This is a genomic window from Streptomyces sp. NPDC054047, assembly GCF_055585065.1.
In genome coordinates, this window is record NZ_JBVJKV010000015.1 from 1 (window position 1) to 15,169 (window position 15,169).

Annotated in this window: 13 protein-coding genes; 6 read left to right on the plus strand and 7 right to left on the minus strand. The window is 72.1% G+C overall.

All coding sequences use genetic code 11. The annotated features are described in order from the left end of the window. From ACZ6ZP_RS38230 to ACZ6ZP_RS38240, 3 genes are all read right to left on the minus strand, one after another. A partial coding sequence (locus ACZ6ZP_RS38230; RefSeq protein ID WP_469410254.1) for an ATP-binding cassette domain-containing protein occupies positions 1 to 371 on the minus strand: 371 nt, incomplete at its 3' end. A gap of 141 nt (positions 372 to 512) precedes the next feature. Then, positions 513 to 1,358: a DUF4097 family beta strand repeat-containing protein gene (locus ACZ6ZP_RS38235; RefSeq protein ID WP_351173995.1), complete on the minus strand. Its 846-nt coding sequence runs from the start codon at positions 1,356 to 1,358 to the stop codon at positions 513 to 515. Positions 1,359 to 1,501: 143 nt separating this feature from the next. Continuing rightward, positions 1,502 to 2,017, minus strand: coding sequence for a toxin-antitoxin system HicB family antitoxin (locus ACZ6ZP_RS38240; RefSeq protein ID WP_351173992.1), 516 nt, complete (start codon positions 2,015 to 2,017; stop codon positions 1,502 to 1,504). Positions 2,018 to 2,408: 391 nt separating this feature from the next. Here ACZ6ZP_RS38240 and ACZ6ZP_RS38245 point away from each other — a divergent pair, with 391 nt between their 5' ends. Beyond that, on the plus strand, positions 2,409 to 3,020 hold the full coding sequence (locus tag ACZ6ZP_RS38245) for a TetR/AcrR family transcriptional regulator (RefSeq protein WP_361473829.1): 612 nt from the start codon (positions 2,409 to 2,411) through the stop codon (positions 3,018 to 3,020). Between the two features lie 26 nt (positions 3,021 to 3,046). Here ACZ6ZP_RS38245 and ACZ6ZP_RS38250 read toward each other — a convergent pair whose 3' ends face one another. Then, positions 3,047 to 3,898 (minus strand): MaoC/PaaZ C-terminal domain-containing protein, encoded by an 852-nt coding sequence (locus ACZ6ZP_RS38250; RefSeq protein ID WP_469410255.1) that lies wholly within the window; start codon positions 3,896 to 3,898, stop codon positions 3,047 to 3,049. A 464-nt stretch (positions 3,899 to 4,362) separates the two neighbouring features. Next, entirely contained in the window at positions 4,363 to 5,682 is a 1,320-nt protein-coding gene (locus ACZ6ZP_RS38255; RefSeq protein WP_469410256.1) for a 3-oxoacyl-ACP reductase, read from the minus strand. A 72-nt stretch (positions 5,683 to 5,754) separates the two neighbouring features. On the opposite strand from ACZ6ZP_RS38255, the gene ACZ6ZP_RS38260 reads away from it, so the two are divergent. The 4 genes from ACZ6ZP_RS38260 (at position 5,755) to ACZ6ZP_RS38275 (ending at position 11,460) form a co-directional block, all read left to right on the plus strand. Beyond that, entirely contained in the window at positions 5,755 to 7,029 is a 1,275-nt protein-coding gene (locus ACZ6ZP_RS38260; RefSeq protein ID WP_469410257.1) for an acetyl-CoA C-acetyltransferase, read from the plus strand. Between the two features lie 99 nt (positions 7,030 to 7,128). Beyond that, on the plus strand, positions 7,129 to 9,030 hold the full coding sequence (locus tag ACZ6ZP_RS38265) for an AMP-dependent synthetase/ligase (protein WP_383820401.1): 1,902 nt from the start codon (positions 7,129 to 7,131) through the stop codon (positions 9,028 to 9,030). Between the two features lie 84 nt (positions 9,031 to 9,114). Then, entirely contained in the window at positions 9,115 to 10,719 is a 1,605-nt protein-coding gene (locus ACZ6ZP_RS38270) for an alpha/beta hydrolase (RefSeq protein ID WP_469410258.1), read from the plus strand. A gap of 81 nt (positions 10,720 to 10,800) precedes the next feature. After that, positions 10,801 to 11,460, plus strand: coding sequence for a maleylpyruvate isomerase N-terminal domain-containing protein (locus ACZ6ZP_RS38275; protein WP_469410259.1), 660 nt, complete (start codon positions 10,801 to 10,803; stop codon positions 11,458 to 11,460). Between the two features lie 54 nt (positions 11,461 to 11,514). On the opposite strand, the gene ACZ6ZP_RS38280 is transcribed toward ACZ6ZP_RS38275, so the two are convergent. Together ACZ6ZP_RS38280 and ACZ6ZP_RS38285 are read right to left on the minus strand one after the other, a co-directional pair. Further along, positions 11,515 to 12,855, minus strand: coding sequence for a hypothetical protein (locus ACZ6ZP_RS38280; RefSeq protein WP_366462522.1), 1,341 nt, complete (start codon positions 12,853 to 12,855; stop codon positions 11,515 to 11,517). A gap of 235 nt (positions 12,856 to 13,090) precedes the next feature. Then, entirely contained in the window at positions 13,091 to 13,840 is a 750-nt protein-coding gene (locus ACZ6ZP_RS38285; RefSeq protein ID WP_469410260.1) for an ANTAR domain-containing protein, read from the minus strand. 376 nt (positions 13,841 to 14,216) lie between these two features. Here ACZ6ZP_RS38285 and ACZ6ZP_RS38290 point away from each other — a divergent pair, with 376 nt between their 5' ends. Next, positions 14,217 to 15,083 (plus strand): AraC family transcriptional regulator, encoded by an 867-nt coding sequence (locus tag ACZ6ZP_RS38290; RefSeq protein ID WP_351174004.1) that lies wholly within the window; start codon positions 14,217 to 14,219, stop codon positions 15,081 to 15,083. The last annotated feature ends 86 nt before the right edge of the window (positions 15,084 to 15,169 follow it).

Here is a 15,169-nt window from a genome sequence, read left to right on the forward strand (position 1 = left end):
AGGTGGTGCAGGTCGGCCATGAGGAGCATGTTCTCCTCGCCGGTGATCAGGCCGTCGACGGCGGAGAACTGCCCGGTCACGCCGATCGCGGCGCGGACCGCCTGCGGGTGGGTGCTGAGGTCGTGGCCGGCGACCTGGGCCTGTCCGCCGTCGGCGCTGATGAGGGTGGAGAGGATCTTGACGGCGGTGGTCTTGCCGGCGCCGTTCGGGCCGAGCAGCGCGAAGACGGTGCCTGCCGGGATGTGCAGGTCGATGCCGTCGAGGACGGTCTTGTCGCCGTACGACTTGCGCAGACCGAGGCTGGAGACGGCGGTGGGCGACTGGGGGCCGTCGCCGCTGTGAGCGGTCGTGGACATGACAGAAGAAGGCATGGAGCCCTCCCAATCGGAGGCTGAAGGGGCTGGGGACTGCTGGGGACTTGGGGCTGGGGACTGGGCCTAGGCCTGGGGACTGGGGCCTGAGGGGTGGGGCCGGGGCTCCGGGCCTGCGCGGGCGAGTTCGAGGGGTGGCGCTCAGGCCTTGGCGCGGCGGACGTCGACGTTGCCGTAGCGCGTCCGGGCGCGGACCTCGACGGTGTCCTCGGTCTTGCCCGGGGCGTCGGACGCGGTGAGCGAGTTGCGCACCTGTCCGTGGTCGGAGCTGCCGTCGAGCCAGGCGGCGGTGCCCTCGCGGATGCCGACCTCGATGGCGCCGTACGAGGTCTCCAACTGGACGACACCACGGGCGACTTCGGCGACGCGCAGGGTGCCGTGGGCGGTGGTGGCGGCGACCGAGGCCTCGGCGCGCGTGACGTCGATGTCGCCGGCGGAGCCGCTCACCCGCAGGTCGCCCAGGGCGGCGCCGACGGTCGTGGTGCCGTGCGAGTTCTTCAGGACGGCGGGGCCGTTGACGGTGCCGACGCGCAGGCTGCCGGAGCTGGTGGTGATCTCGGCCTGGCCCTCGACGCGGTCGACGGTGATCGAGCCGTGGGAGGCGGTCAGATGGAGCGGCCCGGTCGTGTCGAGGCGGACGTCGCCGGTCGAGATCTTCACGCGGACCTCGCCGAGCCTGCCCTCACCGAGGACCTGGGCCCAGGAGCCGGTCACGTCGACGCGCGAGCCCGTGGGCAGTTCCACCGTCACGTCGACGGTGCCGCTGCGGCCGAAGAGGTGGCGCTGCTTGGGCGTCCTGACGTGCAGGTTGCCGCCCGAGAAGGTGACCTCGGTCTGCTCGGCGGCCCGCACGTCCTGGTCCGTCTTCGGGTCGCGGGGCTGTACGTCCACGACCGTGTCGAGGCGGTCGCCCGCGGAGAACCGGATGGACCCGGCGTCCACGTGGGCGGTGGTCGAGATCGGCTCGGGAGTGTCGAAAGAAGGCATGGCTGTACCGTCCTCGTGAGTCCGTGGGGCGTCCCCGCTGGTGGGACGTGGTGTGGGTGAGGTGAGGTGGGGCGCGGTGGGGTGAGGTTGGGATGCGGGTGCGGGGCGTGGGCGCCGGGAGTGGGCGCCGGGCGTGGGCGTGGTTAGCGCACCCAGCCCGTGAAGCTCTGTCCGATGGACTGGGTCCTCTCCGGCGTACGCGGCGCGGCACCGCTGTCGACCGCGGCCGACACGGCCCGGATCAGCCAGGCGTTGACCGACAGGCCCTCGCGGTTCGCGGCTTCCTCGGCGCGCGCCTTGAGGTGGGCCGGCAGGCGCAGATTGACGCGGGCGGTGCCGCCCTCGTCGCTGTCGGCGGGCGCCTGGGACTTGAGCGGTTCGGTGGGTACGGCCGGTTCCGCGGGGCCGCGGTCGGTGGGCGGCAGCGTCACCACGAAATCGGGGTCGAGCCCGCGCAGCCGTACGTCGACGGAACCTGGGGCGAGGTCGCGGGTGATCTCGTCCATCGCGGCGGAGAGCACGTTGAGCATGGTCAGCCGGGTCGCCGACTCCAGGGGAGCGGTGAGGCGATCGGCCAGCTCGCGAGCGTCTTCCCCGCCGGCTTCGGCGGCCACCGCTAGTTCGCGGCGGAGGTTGTCGACATACGGGGTGAGGTCCATGACGCCATGATGGCACCATGTTGGCGCCATCCGCAAGTGTCATTGGTGCCTTAGGGGTCGTGGCGTCGAGGGTGGACCCTCTGACCTGCGGTGATGGGAGCGGATTGGCTGGAGCCGGTGTGGCGCCATGTGTGCGGGTGGGCCGATTTGGGGTGGAGGGTGGCACTGGTTGGCGCCAGGTGGTGCCAAGCGGTGCCAGGTGGGGGTCGTGGGCTGGGGAGGGGTGGTCTTTGGGGGGTGAGGTGACCGTACGCTGGTCTTTTCTGTGCACAGGTTGTGTGGAAGGCGGGCGGCCGGGGTGGGCGATGTGAAGGCCGGGGCGGTCGACGGAGCGGCGGGCAGTGCGGCGGGTGGCGCGTCGGGCGGCGCGGCGGGGAAGCGGCAGAAGCGGATGCCGCGGGCCGTGCGGGAGCAGCAGATGCTGGACGCCGCCGTGCGGATCTTCGGGCAGCGGGGGTACCGGGCGGCTTCGATGGACGAGATCGCGGAGGTCGCGGGGGTCTCGAAGCCGCTGGTGTACCTGTACCTGAACTCCAAGGAAGAACTGTTCACGGCGTGCATCCGCCGGGAGGCCGCGGCGCTGGTCGCGGCGGTGCGGGACGGGGTGAGCGGGGGCGGCCCCGCCGACCGGCAGCTGTGGGCCGGCCTGCGGGCCTTCTTCACGCATACCGCGGAGCGGCCCGACGCGTGGGTGGTCCTGCACAACCAGGCGCGGACGCAAGGGGAGCCGTTCGCGGCCGAGGTCGCCGTGATGCGCGAGGAGATCGTGGCGTTCGTGACGTCACTGATCGCGGAGGCGGCACGCGAGGCGCACCGCAAGCCGGAGCTGGCGGAGCGTGAAGTGGCGGGGCTGGCGCAGGCGTTGGTGGGGGCGGCGGAGTCGCTCGCCGGCTGGGCGAACGGGGACGCGTCGGTGTCCGCGAAGGAGGCCGCGGCGACGCTGATGAACTTCGCGTGGGCGGGGCTGGGGGAGCTGATGGAGGGGCGGCGGTGGGTGCCTTAGCGAAGGGTGCCTTAGCGGAGGGTGCCTTAGCGAGGAGTGCCTGAGCGAGGGGTGCCCTGGTGAAGGGTGCCGCTGAGGTGGATCGTGGTGCCGTCGGCGTCGAGGAGTTGGAAGGCGTGACCGTCGGCGGCGTAGGTGACGGTGCCGGGGAGCAGTACGGGTGCCTTGAAGTCGGCGTGGACGTGGGCGGCTTCGGGGGTGCCGTGCAGGGTGTCGTACTCCGCGAGGCAGCGGGCCACGGTCCACATGCCGTGGGCGATGGCTCGGGGGAAGCCGAGGAGGCGTGCGGTGAGGGGGTACAGGTGGATGGGGTTGCGGTCACCTGAGACGGCGCCGTAACGGCGGCCGAGGTCCGGGGGGAGCTGCCACTCGGCGCGGGCGGGGAGCGGGGCGACTTCGCGCGGGGGCGGGCCGGGCTGTGCGTCGGCGGTGCGGTGACGGGCCAGGTAGGTGCTGCTCGAGGTCCATACGGTGGTGCCGTCGACGCGGGCCTCCGTGACGAGGGTGGCTTCGGTGCCGCGGCGATGAGGGCTCAAGTGGGCCGCGTGTACGGAGAGTTCGAGGCTGTCGGCGGCTGTCAGGGCGCGGTGCCGGGTGATCTCGATGGACGTGTGGACGAGGCCGAGGAGGGGGAGCGGGAAGGCGCGGGTGGTCATGAGGCGCATGGCCAGGGGGAAGCTGAGGAGGTGGGGGTAGGTGAGGGGGAGGGTGCGCGGGGTTGTGCGGTAGCCGCAGAGGCGGGAGTAGGCGTCGAGGTGCGCTGAGCTGGGGCGCACGTCGGTGAGGGTGGGGCGGGCGCCGGGGAGCGGGGCGTCGGGGCGGGGCCGCCGCTTGAGGGGCGAGAGGATCGCGCCGCGGAGGAGCAGGGGGGCGAGCATGGGGGTCCTTTCGGGGGTGGGTGCGGGGCCCGCGCTCCGGGTGGGCTTACCGGCGCGTTCCCTTGCGTCGCGTTGCCGTGTGCGGGGCGTGGGGCGTGCTGCGGGGTCGGTCTGTTGGTGGGTGCGGTGCCGCGCCGGTATGTCCGTCCTCGCTATCGTCCGGTGGCCCCGGGGCTGCTTCGGCACCGGAGCTCCGCGAACCGTGCTCCGGGCGGACATACCGGCACGTCCCCTCCCGAGCGCTGCCGACTGCGGCGAATCACTGGTCGCTGCGGGGCAATCGGGCGGGTGGGCGGGAAAGGCCTGTTCGGTGAGGGGGTGCTGCGGGGCAATCGGGCGGGTGGGTGGGAAAGGCCTGTTCGGTGAGGGGTGCTGCTGGGTTGCGGGCGGGTGAGTGGGTGGGGGAGGTCCGTTCGTGGTGGGCGAAGCCGCGGGGCAGGGGAGAGGCCCGGTTCCGACGAGGGCTACGACCCGAGCAGGCTCTGGCCGCAGACCCGCACCACCTGCCCGTTCACCCCGCCGGAGCCCGGCGAGGCGAACCACGCCGTGGTCTCCGCCACGTCCACCGGAAGACCCCCCTGGGCAAGGGAGTTCATCCTGCGGCCCGCCTCGCGGATGAAGAGGGGGACCGCCGCCGTCATCTTCGTCTCGATGAAGCCGGGGGCCACCGCGTTCACCGTCACCCCGTGCTCCGCCGACGCCACCGGCGCCAGGGACCGTACGAGCCCGATGATCCCCGCCTTGCTGGCGGCGTAGTTCGTCTGGCCCACGTTCCCCGCGATCCCGGCGATCGACGCCGTGGCCACCACGCGCCCGCCCCGGTTCAGCGTCCCGGACTTCAGCAGCGCGTCCGTCGTGCGCAGCACGCTCGTCAGGTTCACGTCCAGGACCGGGTCCCAGCGGTCCGCCGGCATGTTGGCCAGCCTGCGGTCCCGCGTGATCCCCGCGTTGTGGACGAGGATGTCAAGGCCGGCAGGGGCGAGCGCCGACGCCATCCGGTCCCCCGCGTCGTCCGCCGTGATGTCCAGCGGCAGCGCCGTCCCGCCCAGCCGGTCCGCGACCCGTACCAACTCCGCCTGCGCCGACGGCACATCGAGGACGACCACCCGCGCGCCGTCCCGCGCCAGCACCTCCGCCACCGCCGCGCCGATCCCCCGCGCCGCCCCCGTCACCAGGGCCGTACGGCCCGCCAGGGGCCTGTCCCAGTCGACGGGGGTGGCCGGCGGCTCCGCTTCTCCCACCTCGATCACCTGGCCGCTCACGTACGCCGACCTCGGTGAGAGGAGGAAACGCAGCGTCGACTCCGCAGCCGCCGCCGAACTCATCCGGACCAGCGTCGCCGTGCGGCCCCTGCCCAGCTCCTTGCCCAGAGAGCGGACGAAGCCCTCCAGCGCCTGTTGCGCCGCCGCCTGGTGGTGGTCCGACGATGAGACCGGCGCGCCGAGCACCACCACCCGGCCGTTCTCCGCCACCGAGCGCACCACCGGATGCAGCGCCGCGTGCACCTCGGAGAGGGCTGGCACGTCGCTTATGCCCGTTGCGTCCACGACCACCGCTGCCGGGGAAGAGGATTCGGCCGCGAGATCGAGGTGCGTTCGCGACAGGACCGTCGACAGTTCCGGGCCGTGGGCGGACTCTCCTGCCGTCAGGAGCAGCAACTCGCCCTCCAGGTACGGGTGTTCCGGGGTCCAGCGGCGCAGTGGCGACGGCTGAGGGAGGCCGAGCCTTCGAGTGAGGAAGCGGCCGGGTGCGGTGCCCGTGAAGTTCAGATAGCGGTCGGCCATTGTCCAACTCCCAGCTCGGTCGTAAATTTACTTCAGAGTAAGGTTACTCAAGGGTCAGGAGCTGGTCGAGACATGAATCTGCCCACCACCCGCCGCGTGGCGGTCATCGGCGGCAGCCGCATCCCCTTCGCGCGCTCCGACGGCCCGTACGCGACCGCGTCCAACCAGGAGATGCTGACCGCCGCCGTGGACGGTCTCGTGAAGCGGTATCGGCTCGACGGACCCGGCGTCGTCGGGGAGTTCGTCGCCGGTGCCGTGCTCAAGCACAGCCGCGACTTCAACCTCGCCCGCGAGACCGTCCTCGGGTCCCGCCTCGCGGCCACCACACCCGCGTACGACATCCAGCAGGCCTGCGGCACCGGCCTGCAGGCCGTCGTGGCCGCCGCCAACAAGATCATGCTGGGGCAGACGGAGTCCGCTGTGGCGGGCGGAGCCGACACCGCGAGCGACGCGCCCCTCGGTCTCAACGACTCGCTGCGCAAGATCCTGCTCGCCGCGCGCCGCGCCAAGACCACTGGAGGGCGCCTCAAGGCGCTCGCTCGCGTGCGGCCCTCGCACCTCGTGCCCGACATCCCGCGCAACGCCGAGCCCCGCACCGGGCTTTCGATGGGTGAGCACGCCGCCGTGACCGCTCAGGCGTGGGGCGTCACGCGCGAGGCGCAGGACGAACTGGCCGCCGCGAGCCATCAGCGGCTTGCCGCCGCGTACGACCGTGGGTTCCTGGACGGGCTCGTCGTGCCGTTCCGGGGGCTCGAACGGGACCAGAACCTGCGGCCCGGGTCCAGCGTCGAGAAGTTGGGGCAGCTGAAGCCCGTCTTCGGGGTGGAGGGGCCCAATCCGACCATGACCGCCGGGAACTCGACCCCTTTGACCGATGGGGCGGCCGTCGCTCTCCTCGCGAGTGAGGAGTGGGCCGACGAGCGCGGGCTCGAACCGCTCGCCTGTCTGACCGCGTACGAGACCGCCGCCGTCGACTTCGTGGGAGGTGACGTCGTCGGGGGCGAGGACGGGCTGCTGATGGCGCCCGCGTACGCCGTGCCGCGCATGCTGGAGCGGGCCGGACTCGGGCTCGCCGACTTCGACTTCGTCGAGGTCCATGAGGCGTTCGCCTCGCAGGTGCTCGCCACGCTGGCCGCCTGGGAGAAGCGGGGGCTCGGTGCCGTGGACCGGGACCGGCTCAACGTCGCCGGGTCCTCGCTCGCCACGGGCCACCCCTTCGCCGCCACCGGCGCGCGGATCGTCGCCACCCTGGCGAAGCTGCTCGCCGAGCGGGGCGGGTCCGGACGCGGCCTCATCTCCATCTGCGCGGCCGGCGGGCAGGGGGTGACGGCGATTCTCGAGCGGTAGGCGGTAGCCGACCTGCAGGCCTCCGCCGGGTCCGCCACCGAGCAGCGGAACCGCGCCCGGCCCTCCCAAGACCACCCCCTGACAAGGAGCCGCCACCCCATGTCCCCCGTCACCCCGCAGCCCGCCCTCGTCGAACCCCGCCTGCGCCACCTCGACGGCGTCGTACGCGAAGTCTCCGTACCGCCGTTCGCCTCCGCCGTCAGCCGGGGGTCCCTCGCCGACATCCCCTTCGACAACGCCCGCGAGGCACCCGCCGAAGCCGTGCTCTCCCGCAAGGGCGACGACGGGCGGTGGCGGGACGTGTCGGCCGCCGCGTTCGCCGAGGAAGTCCTCGCCGTCGCCAAGGGGCTGATCGCCGAGGGGCTCGCCCCGGGGGACCGGCTCGCCATCATGGCGCGTACGACGTACGAGTGGACGCTGCTCGACTTCGCGGGCTGGGCCGCCGGGCTCGTCACCGTGCCCGTCTATCCGACCTCGTCCGCCTACCAGACCCGGTGGATACTCCAGGACTCCGGAGCCGTCGCGCTCGCCGTCGAGACCGCCGCCCTCGCCGCGTCGCTCGGGCCCGAGCGGGACCGGATGCCCGACCTTGAGCACCTGTGGTCCTTCGAGAAGGGGGACGTACGGCGGCTCGCCGAGCTGGGGCGGCGCGGAGGCATCTCCGATGTCGAAGTGGAGGGAAGACGCGCCGAGTTGGGTCCCGACTCCGTCGCCACGCTCATCTACACCTCCGGCACCACCGGGCGGCCCAAGGGCTGCGTCCTGACCCACGGCAACTTCTTCGCCGAAGTCGACAACGCGATCGAGCTGCTCCATCCCGTCTTCAAGTCCGTCAGCAAGGAGCCCGCCTCCACGCTTCTCTTCCTGCCGCTCTCCCACGTCTTCGGGCGCATGGTCGCCATCGGCTGCATGCGCGCGCGGGTGCGGCTCGGGCACGCGCCCAGCATCCAGACCGAGGATCTGCTGGGCGACCTGGGAGGCTTCCGGCCGACCTTCCTGCTCGCCATCCCGTACGTCCTGGAGAAGGTCTTCAACACGGGACGGGCCACCGCCGAGAAGATGGGGCGCGCCTCCTCCTTCGACCGCGCCGCCCGTTTCGCCGTCCGCTACGGCGAGGCGGTCGAGGCGCGGCAGCACGGCACGGGGCCCGGTCCGACGTTCGGGCTGCGGGTGGCCCGCGCGCTGTACGACCCGCTCGTCTACCGGCGTATCCGCGCGGCCCTCGGCGGCAAGGTGCGGTACGCGATCTGCGGCGGCTCGCCGCTCGGGCGCCGCCTGGCCGCGTTCTACGCGGGGGCGGGCATCGAGATCTTCGAGGGGTACGGCCTGACCGAGACCACAGCGGCGGCCACCGTGACACCGCCGCTGAAGCCGAAGCTCGGCACGGTGGGCTGGCCGCTGCCCGGGACGCGGGTGCGGATCGCCGACGACGGGGAAGTGCTGCTCGCCGGAGGGCAGGTCTTCGGCGGGTACTGGGACGGGCAGGCCGGGCGTGCGGTGCCCGCGAAGGGGGAGTGGTTCGCGACGGGGGACATCGGCGCCCTCGACGCCGACGGGTACCTCTCCATCACCGGGCGCAAGAAGGACATCCTCATCACCACCGGCGGCAAGAACGTGGCGCCCGCCCCGCTGGAGGACTGGCTGCGCGCCCACCCGCTGGTGGGCCAGTGCATGGTGGTCGGCGACGACCGGCCCTACATCACCGCCCTGCTCACCCTGGAGGCGGACGGCATCGCGCACTGGTGCCGGATGAAGAAGAAGGTCTACACCGGCCTCGCCGATCTCGTGGACGACGTCGATCTGCGCGAGACCCTGCAGCGCGCCGTCGACGAGGCGAACAAGCTCGTGTCGCGGGCCGAGTCCATCCGGCGGTTCGCCGTGCTTCCCGTGGACTTCACGGAGGACAGCGGCCATCTGACCCCGTCCCTGAAGCTGAAGCGGGACGCCATCGAGCGGGACTTCGCGGCGGAGATCGAGGGCCTGTACGGACACGCACGGTAGCGGCTGTCACGCGCTGTCACCTGAACGGGCGGGGCCGCTGCCCCGCGCTTAGGGTGATCGAGGGGCAGACCCTGGGAGGTTGCCGTGCGCAGAGCTGTCGCACTCGCCGGCGTGACCGCGCTGGCCGTCATGGGGACAGGGGCCTGGCTGCCGGGCGAGAGCGCGGCGGCCACGCCATCGCCTTCCTCGTCGCCCGATCTTTCCCGCTACTACACGCAGAAGATCAAGTGGGGCGCCTGCGAGGGAGACGGCGCGGGCCTCATATCCGAGTCCGACGCCACCGCCGTGCCCAAGGACAAGAACATCCGGTGCGGCAAGATCACCGTGCCCCTCGACTACGCGGACCCGGGGCGCGGCAAGGTCGACGTGGCCATGATCCGCATCAAGTCCAGCGGCAGGCCCAGGGGTTCGCTCCTGCTGAACTTCGGCGGACCCGGCGGCGCAGGTGTGTCCGGGCTGCTGAACGCGCAGAAGGAGTTCGAGTACCTCGGCAAGGGGTACGACGTGGTCTCCTTCGACCCCCGTGGTGTGGGCGAGAGTTCGCCCGTCAGCTGCGGGGACGCCGGTGCGCGGGAGACGGCGGTGGAAGGGGACTCGGACGACCCGGGTGCCGTCATCGACGAGATGCGCGAGATCGCCGAGCAGTGCAAGAAGGAGTCCGGACCCGTCCTTCCGTACGTCGGGACCGTCAACGTCTCGCGCGACATGGACGTCATGCGGCAGGTGCTCGGCGACAAGAAGCTCAACTATCTGGGCTTCTCGTACGGGACGCGGCTCGGCTCCGTCTACGCGGCCCAGTTCCCGAAGAACGTCGGGCGGATGGTCCTGGACGGCGTGGACACGCTGACCGAGGACGTCGCGGAGCAGGCCCTGGTGAGCGCGGAGGGGCGGCAGACCGCCCTCGACAACTTCATCAAGTGGTGCACGGACAACGCGGGTTGCGTCCTTGGCACCGACTCGCGTGGCGCACGCGACAGCATGGCCGAGCTGATCAAGGGCCTCGACACGTATCCGCTCCAGTCGTCGGACGGCGCGGAGTTCACCGGCCAGGACGTCGTGGCCGTACTCGGGCAGGCGCTCTACAGCAGGCAGTCGTGGCCCGCGCTCTCCCAGGCGCTCGGCGCGCTGCTGGCGGACGGCGACCCCCGGGCGCTGCTGCGGATGAGCGGGTCCCTGGCCCAGCAGATGCCCGGGGGCGCCATCCGGGGAGGCGTCCGGGGCCTGTCGCCCGAGGACGTTCCCGCCGACAACATGGCTGCCGCGCTCATGGCCGTGAACTGCGCGGACGACCCGGACCGGCCCGACGCCGAGAGCCTGGAGAGGGAAGTCACCGAACTCCAGGAGGAGTTCGAGTCGACGTCCGCCATCTTCGGGCAGTCGATGCTGATGCCGGTGCTGTTCTGCTTCGGGCGGCCCGCCGGTACGGACTACATCCGCGACGACGTACGCGACGTGAAGAGCCCCGACTTCCTCCTCGTCGGCACCCGGGGCGACCCGGCCACGCCGTACCGCTGGACCGAGGAGACCGCCGAGCGGCTCGGGTCGGCGGCCGTCGTCCTGGACAACAAGGGTGACGGACACACCGGTTACGCCGGGTCGAAGTGCGTGCGGGAGAAGGTGGACGGCTTCCTGCTGTACGGGGAGATGCCGAAGAACGGGTCCTCGTGCGGGGTGGACGAGGAGGAGTGACGGCGGGCGGGCGCGGGCGCCCTGCCCGAGCGACGAAAAGTCGGTGGGCGCGCCGCTTTCGCGGCGGCTACCGTCCCCTCCATGCGTCGACAAGCCGAACAAGAACCCGCCACCCCTGGGCCCGTGACACCCGATGATCTTGAGCTGGTCGTCCAGCTCGCGCTCGGCGTCCTGCGTGACGCGCCACCGGACGCCTGGGCCCGCAAGGCGGGTGCGCTGGAGTGGGACTGCTGGGAGACCGTCGAGCATCTCGCCGATGATCTCTTTGCGTACGCCGTGCAACTCGGCCCGAAGCAGCCGCCCTTGGAGGGTGAGGTGCCCTTCGTCTGGGAGGCCCGGCGGCCCGGCGGGCCCGCCAATGCCGTCCATGCCGACCGTGCCGCCGGACCGGCGGGGTTGCTCCAGGTCCTGGAGGCCAGTGGCGCGTTGCTGGTCGCCATGGTGCGTACGGCCCCGCCCGCGACCCGGGCCTACCACGGCTTCGGCGTCTCCGACCCCGAGGGCTTCGCCGCCATGGGGGTCGTGGAGACCGTGGTCCATGCGCACGACCTCGCCGAGGGACTGGGGCTGAAGTGGGCGCCTCCCGGCGATGTGTGTTCCCGCGTCCTCCACCGCCTCTTCCCCGACGTCCCGTCGGACGAGGGGCCATGGCAGGCCCTGCTCTGGGCCACCGGGCGCGGGGAGTTGCCGGGACGGGAACGGCGGGGCGCGTGGCGGTGGTACGGGGAGCCCCGGGGGTAGCGGGCGTCCGAACCCGGGCCCGGAAGCGGAAGCCTTCCGGGCCCGGGGCGGACGTCAGGACGTCGGCGTGGCCGACACCTCGGGGGAGAGGGCGGACACCAGGCCGTCCTCGTTGAGCGTGGCGACGGCGTAGTAGTACTTCGTGCCGCCCGTCAGGTCACGGTCCACGTACTGCGTGTCGCTCGTGACGTGCGTGAACTCCGCGTTGTCCTTGGTGATGCCGGGGCTCGTCGAGCGGTAGACGCGGTAGCCCGTCACCGGCGCCTCGTCGCTGCCGTACGGGACACCGAACCAGTTGAGCCGCACGCTGCCCGCGCCCGGCGTCACCTCGTAGACCCGCGTGGCACCAGGCGGACGCGGCTCCGTGTACGTCGGCTTGACCGACGCGGAGGCGGGCGAGGCGACGGAGTACGAGGACGTGGCGACGACGGCGTAGTAGTAGTCCCGCTCGCCCTCGTCCTCGCCCACCGTGGCGGTGTACTCCGTCCCCGTCGTGGTGGCCACCTTGTTGGCCGGGTCGGTTATGTCCACCGGGGAGGTCTTGGACCGGTAGACGGTGTAGGAGGACACCGGCACGTACGGGCTCTGCGACCACGACAGCGTGAGCCGCCGGCCCACCAGCTGGGCGTTGCCGAGGGCGGGAGCCTTGGGCGCGGTGCTGGAGCCGACCGTCTTGGTGCCGTTCACGGTGTTCGACGCCTCGGACTCGTTCCCGACGGCATCGACGCCCCGCACCTCGTACAGGTACGTCAGGCCCGGGTCGCCCTTCGTGTCGCGGAAGGTCAGCGACGTCGTCGAACCCACCTTGACGCGCTGCGCGTTGGGCGACACCGCGCGGTACACCACGTACTTCACCGAGTCCGAGTCCCCGGTGCGCCACGTCAGCGTCACCCCGCGCTCGTCCTCGCGGGTGCGCGTGAGGTCCCTCGGCGCGAAGGGCGCGACGGAGTCCTGGGTGCCGCGGAGGGCCTCGGTGTAGGGCGACACGTGACCCGCGCCGTCCACGGCGCGGACCTTGTAGGCGTACGTCACGTCGGGGTCACCGGCGCTGTCGACGTACGAACTCGCGGCCACGGTGTCGAGCAGCTCGTAGGGGCCGACCTCGTCCGGCTCGGTCCCCTCGGCCTCGGCGCGGTACACCTCGTAGCCGGTGGCCGCGGAGAGCGGGCTCCAGAAGAGGGAGACGGACTCGCGCCCGGAGGTGACGTAGAAGCTGTCGGGGGCGTCGTACAGCGGGTTGTCCGGCTGGTCCGGGTCGTCGCCGACGCGGGTGGCGGAGCTGGGGGCGGTGCCGGGTGCGGCGGCGTGGGCGGTGCCGGTTAACCCGAGGGCGAGGACGACGACGGCGGCCGCGGAGGCGACGGCTGCGGGTCTGAGGTGACGGCGTTGAGACACGGCTGGCGTTCCCTTTCCGATGGAACCACGTACGGACGTACGGGAGTTCGGGGTGCAGGCGTGGGGGGAGTTGGCGGTGCTGCCGTGGGGGCAAGGAACTGTAGCCGTACATGACTGCGAAAGGGGAGGCGGCGCGACCTCTCCGACGCGGCGGCGCGGCGCACATCACCGCCGAGCTCCGGCTCATGAGCCCCGTGGGGCACTGACGGGCACGGCGGCGGTCACCGGGCGGCGCTCACCGGGTGGGGGCGAGCGGGCCCTCGGGCACGTCGCCCCGGGCGATCCGGGCGGAGAGCTCGGTCAGCTTCTGCCGGCGGGAACGGGCATGGCCGCGCAGCCGCTGGAACGCCTCGTCCATGCCGACGCCGAGCCGGACGGAGAGGACGCCCTTGGCCTGCTCGATGACCACGCGGCTGTCCAGGGCGATCTGCAACTGGCCGAGGACCTCGTTCTTGTCGGCCGGCTGCTGCCGGAAGGACAGCGTCGAGCTGGTGACGTCGGCCAGTGCCTGGGCCAGCCGCAGGTCCCGGCCGCTGGGGTGGGGCGGGCCCGCCATCATCAGGTTCAGGGAGCCCAGCGGCAGCCGCGGCAGGTGGGGCAGGCGCAGGGTCACCGCGGCGACCGCCGTGATCCCGGCCCGCCGGGCGAGGGGAGCGAAACGTGGCCATCGGGTGGTGCCCGGTGGGCCGGTCAGCGAGATCACCGGCAGTGGCTGCCCGCTGCGGGTGCTGTCGAGGCAGGGGCCTTCCTTCAGCGCGGTCTGTTCCTCCTCCAGGGCCAGGCACAGCTCGTCGGACGCGGTGACGTAGACCGCGTTGGTGCCGCTGCGGTTCATGACCGTGATGCCGGCGCACCGGACCGGCAGCAGGGCGGCGGCCCGGCTGGTCAGGTCGTGCAGGAGCTCCAGCGGATCGAAGTCCGGGCGGGGGCGTGCGAGGTCGAGGAAGGCGTGGGCGATCCGTACTTCGCGGTCGGTGGTGGGCATGCTGCGCCTGCCGATCGAGCGGCTTCCGCGCCCATCGGCGGCAGGGGCCAGGCAGCGTCCGGCGACGGAAGGATGTCGGCCCTCCGAAGGGCCATGTCGCGTCCGCTGACAGGGAGTTCGCCGCTCGCCTCTCGCCCTTGGCCGACCCGCCAAAGACCGCCACTCCGACCGGTTCCATCCGGGCCGGGCGGCCTTACGGTACGGCACCCGGCTACCCGCCCCCCCCGTACCCGAAACCCCGGAGGCCGAGGCCTCCACAGGAGCTCGACAGGACCGGACGGGACCGGACGGGACCGGTCCGAACCGGGCACAGGATGTCGGGTCCGGCAGGGTGGGTCCTTCATAGCGTGAGGGCGTGAAAGGGAAGGAGACCGGGGTGCTGGAGCGGCTGAACCAGGCCATGGAGCACATCGAGGCCCACCTCGACCAGCGGATCGAGGTGGCCGACCTGGCGCGGACCGCGATGACGTCGGAGTACCACTTCCGGCGGATGTTCTCCGCGCTGGCGGGACTCCCGCTGTCGGAGTACGTCCGGCGCAGGCGGCTGACCGTCGCGGGCGCCGAGGTACTGGCAGGGGAGCGGACGCTCCTGGAGATCGCCGTGCGCTACGGCTACTCGTCGGGCGAGGCGTTCGCGCGGGCGTTCCGCTCGCTGCACGGGGTGGGTCCCGGTGAAGCCAGGCGGGGCGGCGCGACGCTGCGGTCCCAGCCCCGGATGTCCTTCCGCCTCATCGTCGAAGGGAGCAGCAGCATGCGGTACCGGGTCGTGGACAAGGACGCGTTCCGAGTCGTCGGCAGGAAGGCGCGGGTCCCCCTCGTGCACGAGGGGGTGAACCCGGACATCGCCGCGTTCATCCGGGGGCTGGGAAAGGAGACGCTGCGGCGCATCGAGAGCCTGTCGGACCAGGAGCCGCGGGGGATCGTCTCGGTCAGCGACAACCTGGACGAGAGCCGGGCCGAAGGGACCGAACTCGACTACTACCACGGTGTGGTGTCCGGCGCCGATGTGCCCGAGGACATGGACGCGCTCGACGTCACGGCCGGGGCGTGGGCCGTCTTCGAGAGCTCGGGGCCGTTCCCGCAGACGCTTCAGTTCCTGTGGCGGGACGTCTTCACGCAGTGGTTCCCGTCGAATCCGTACCGGAGCCGTCCGGGGCCCGAGATCCTGCGGACCCGCCTCTCGGACGACGGGACGGAGGCGGAGGCCGAGCTGTGGATTCCGGTGGAGCGGACGCCTCGGTGACGGTCTGAGGAACGGGTCACGGTCTGAGGAACGGATCACGGTCTGAGGAACGGATCACGGTCCGAGGGAGGACGGATCGCGCGGTG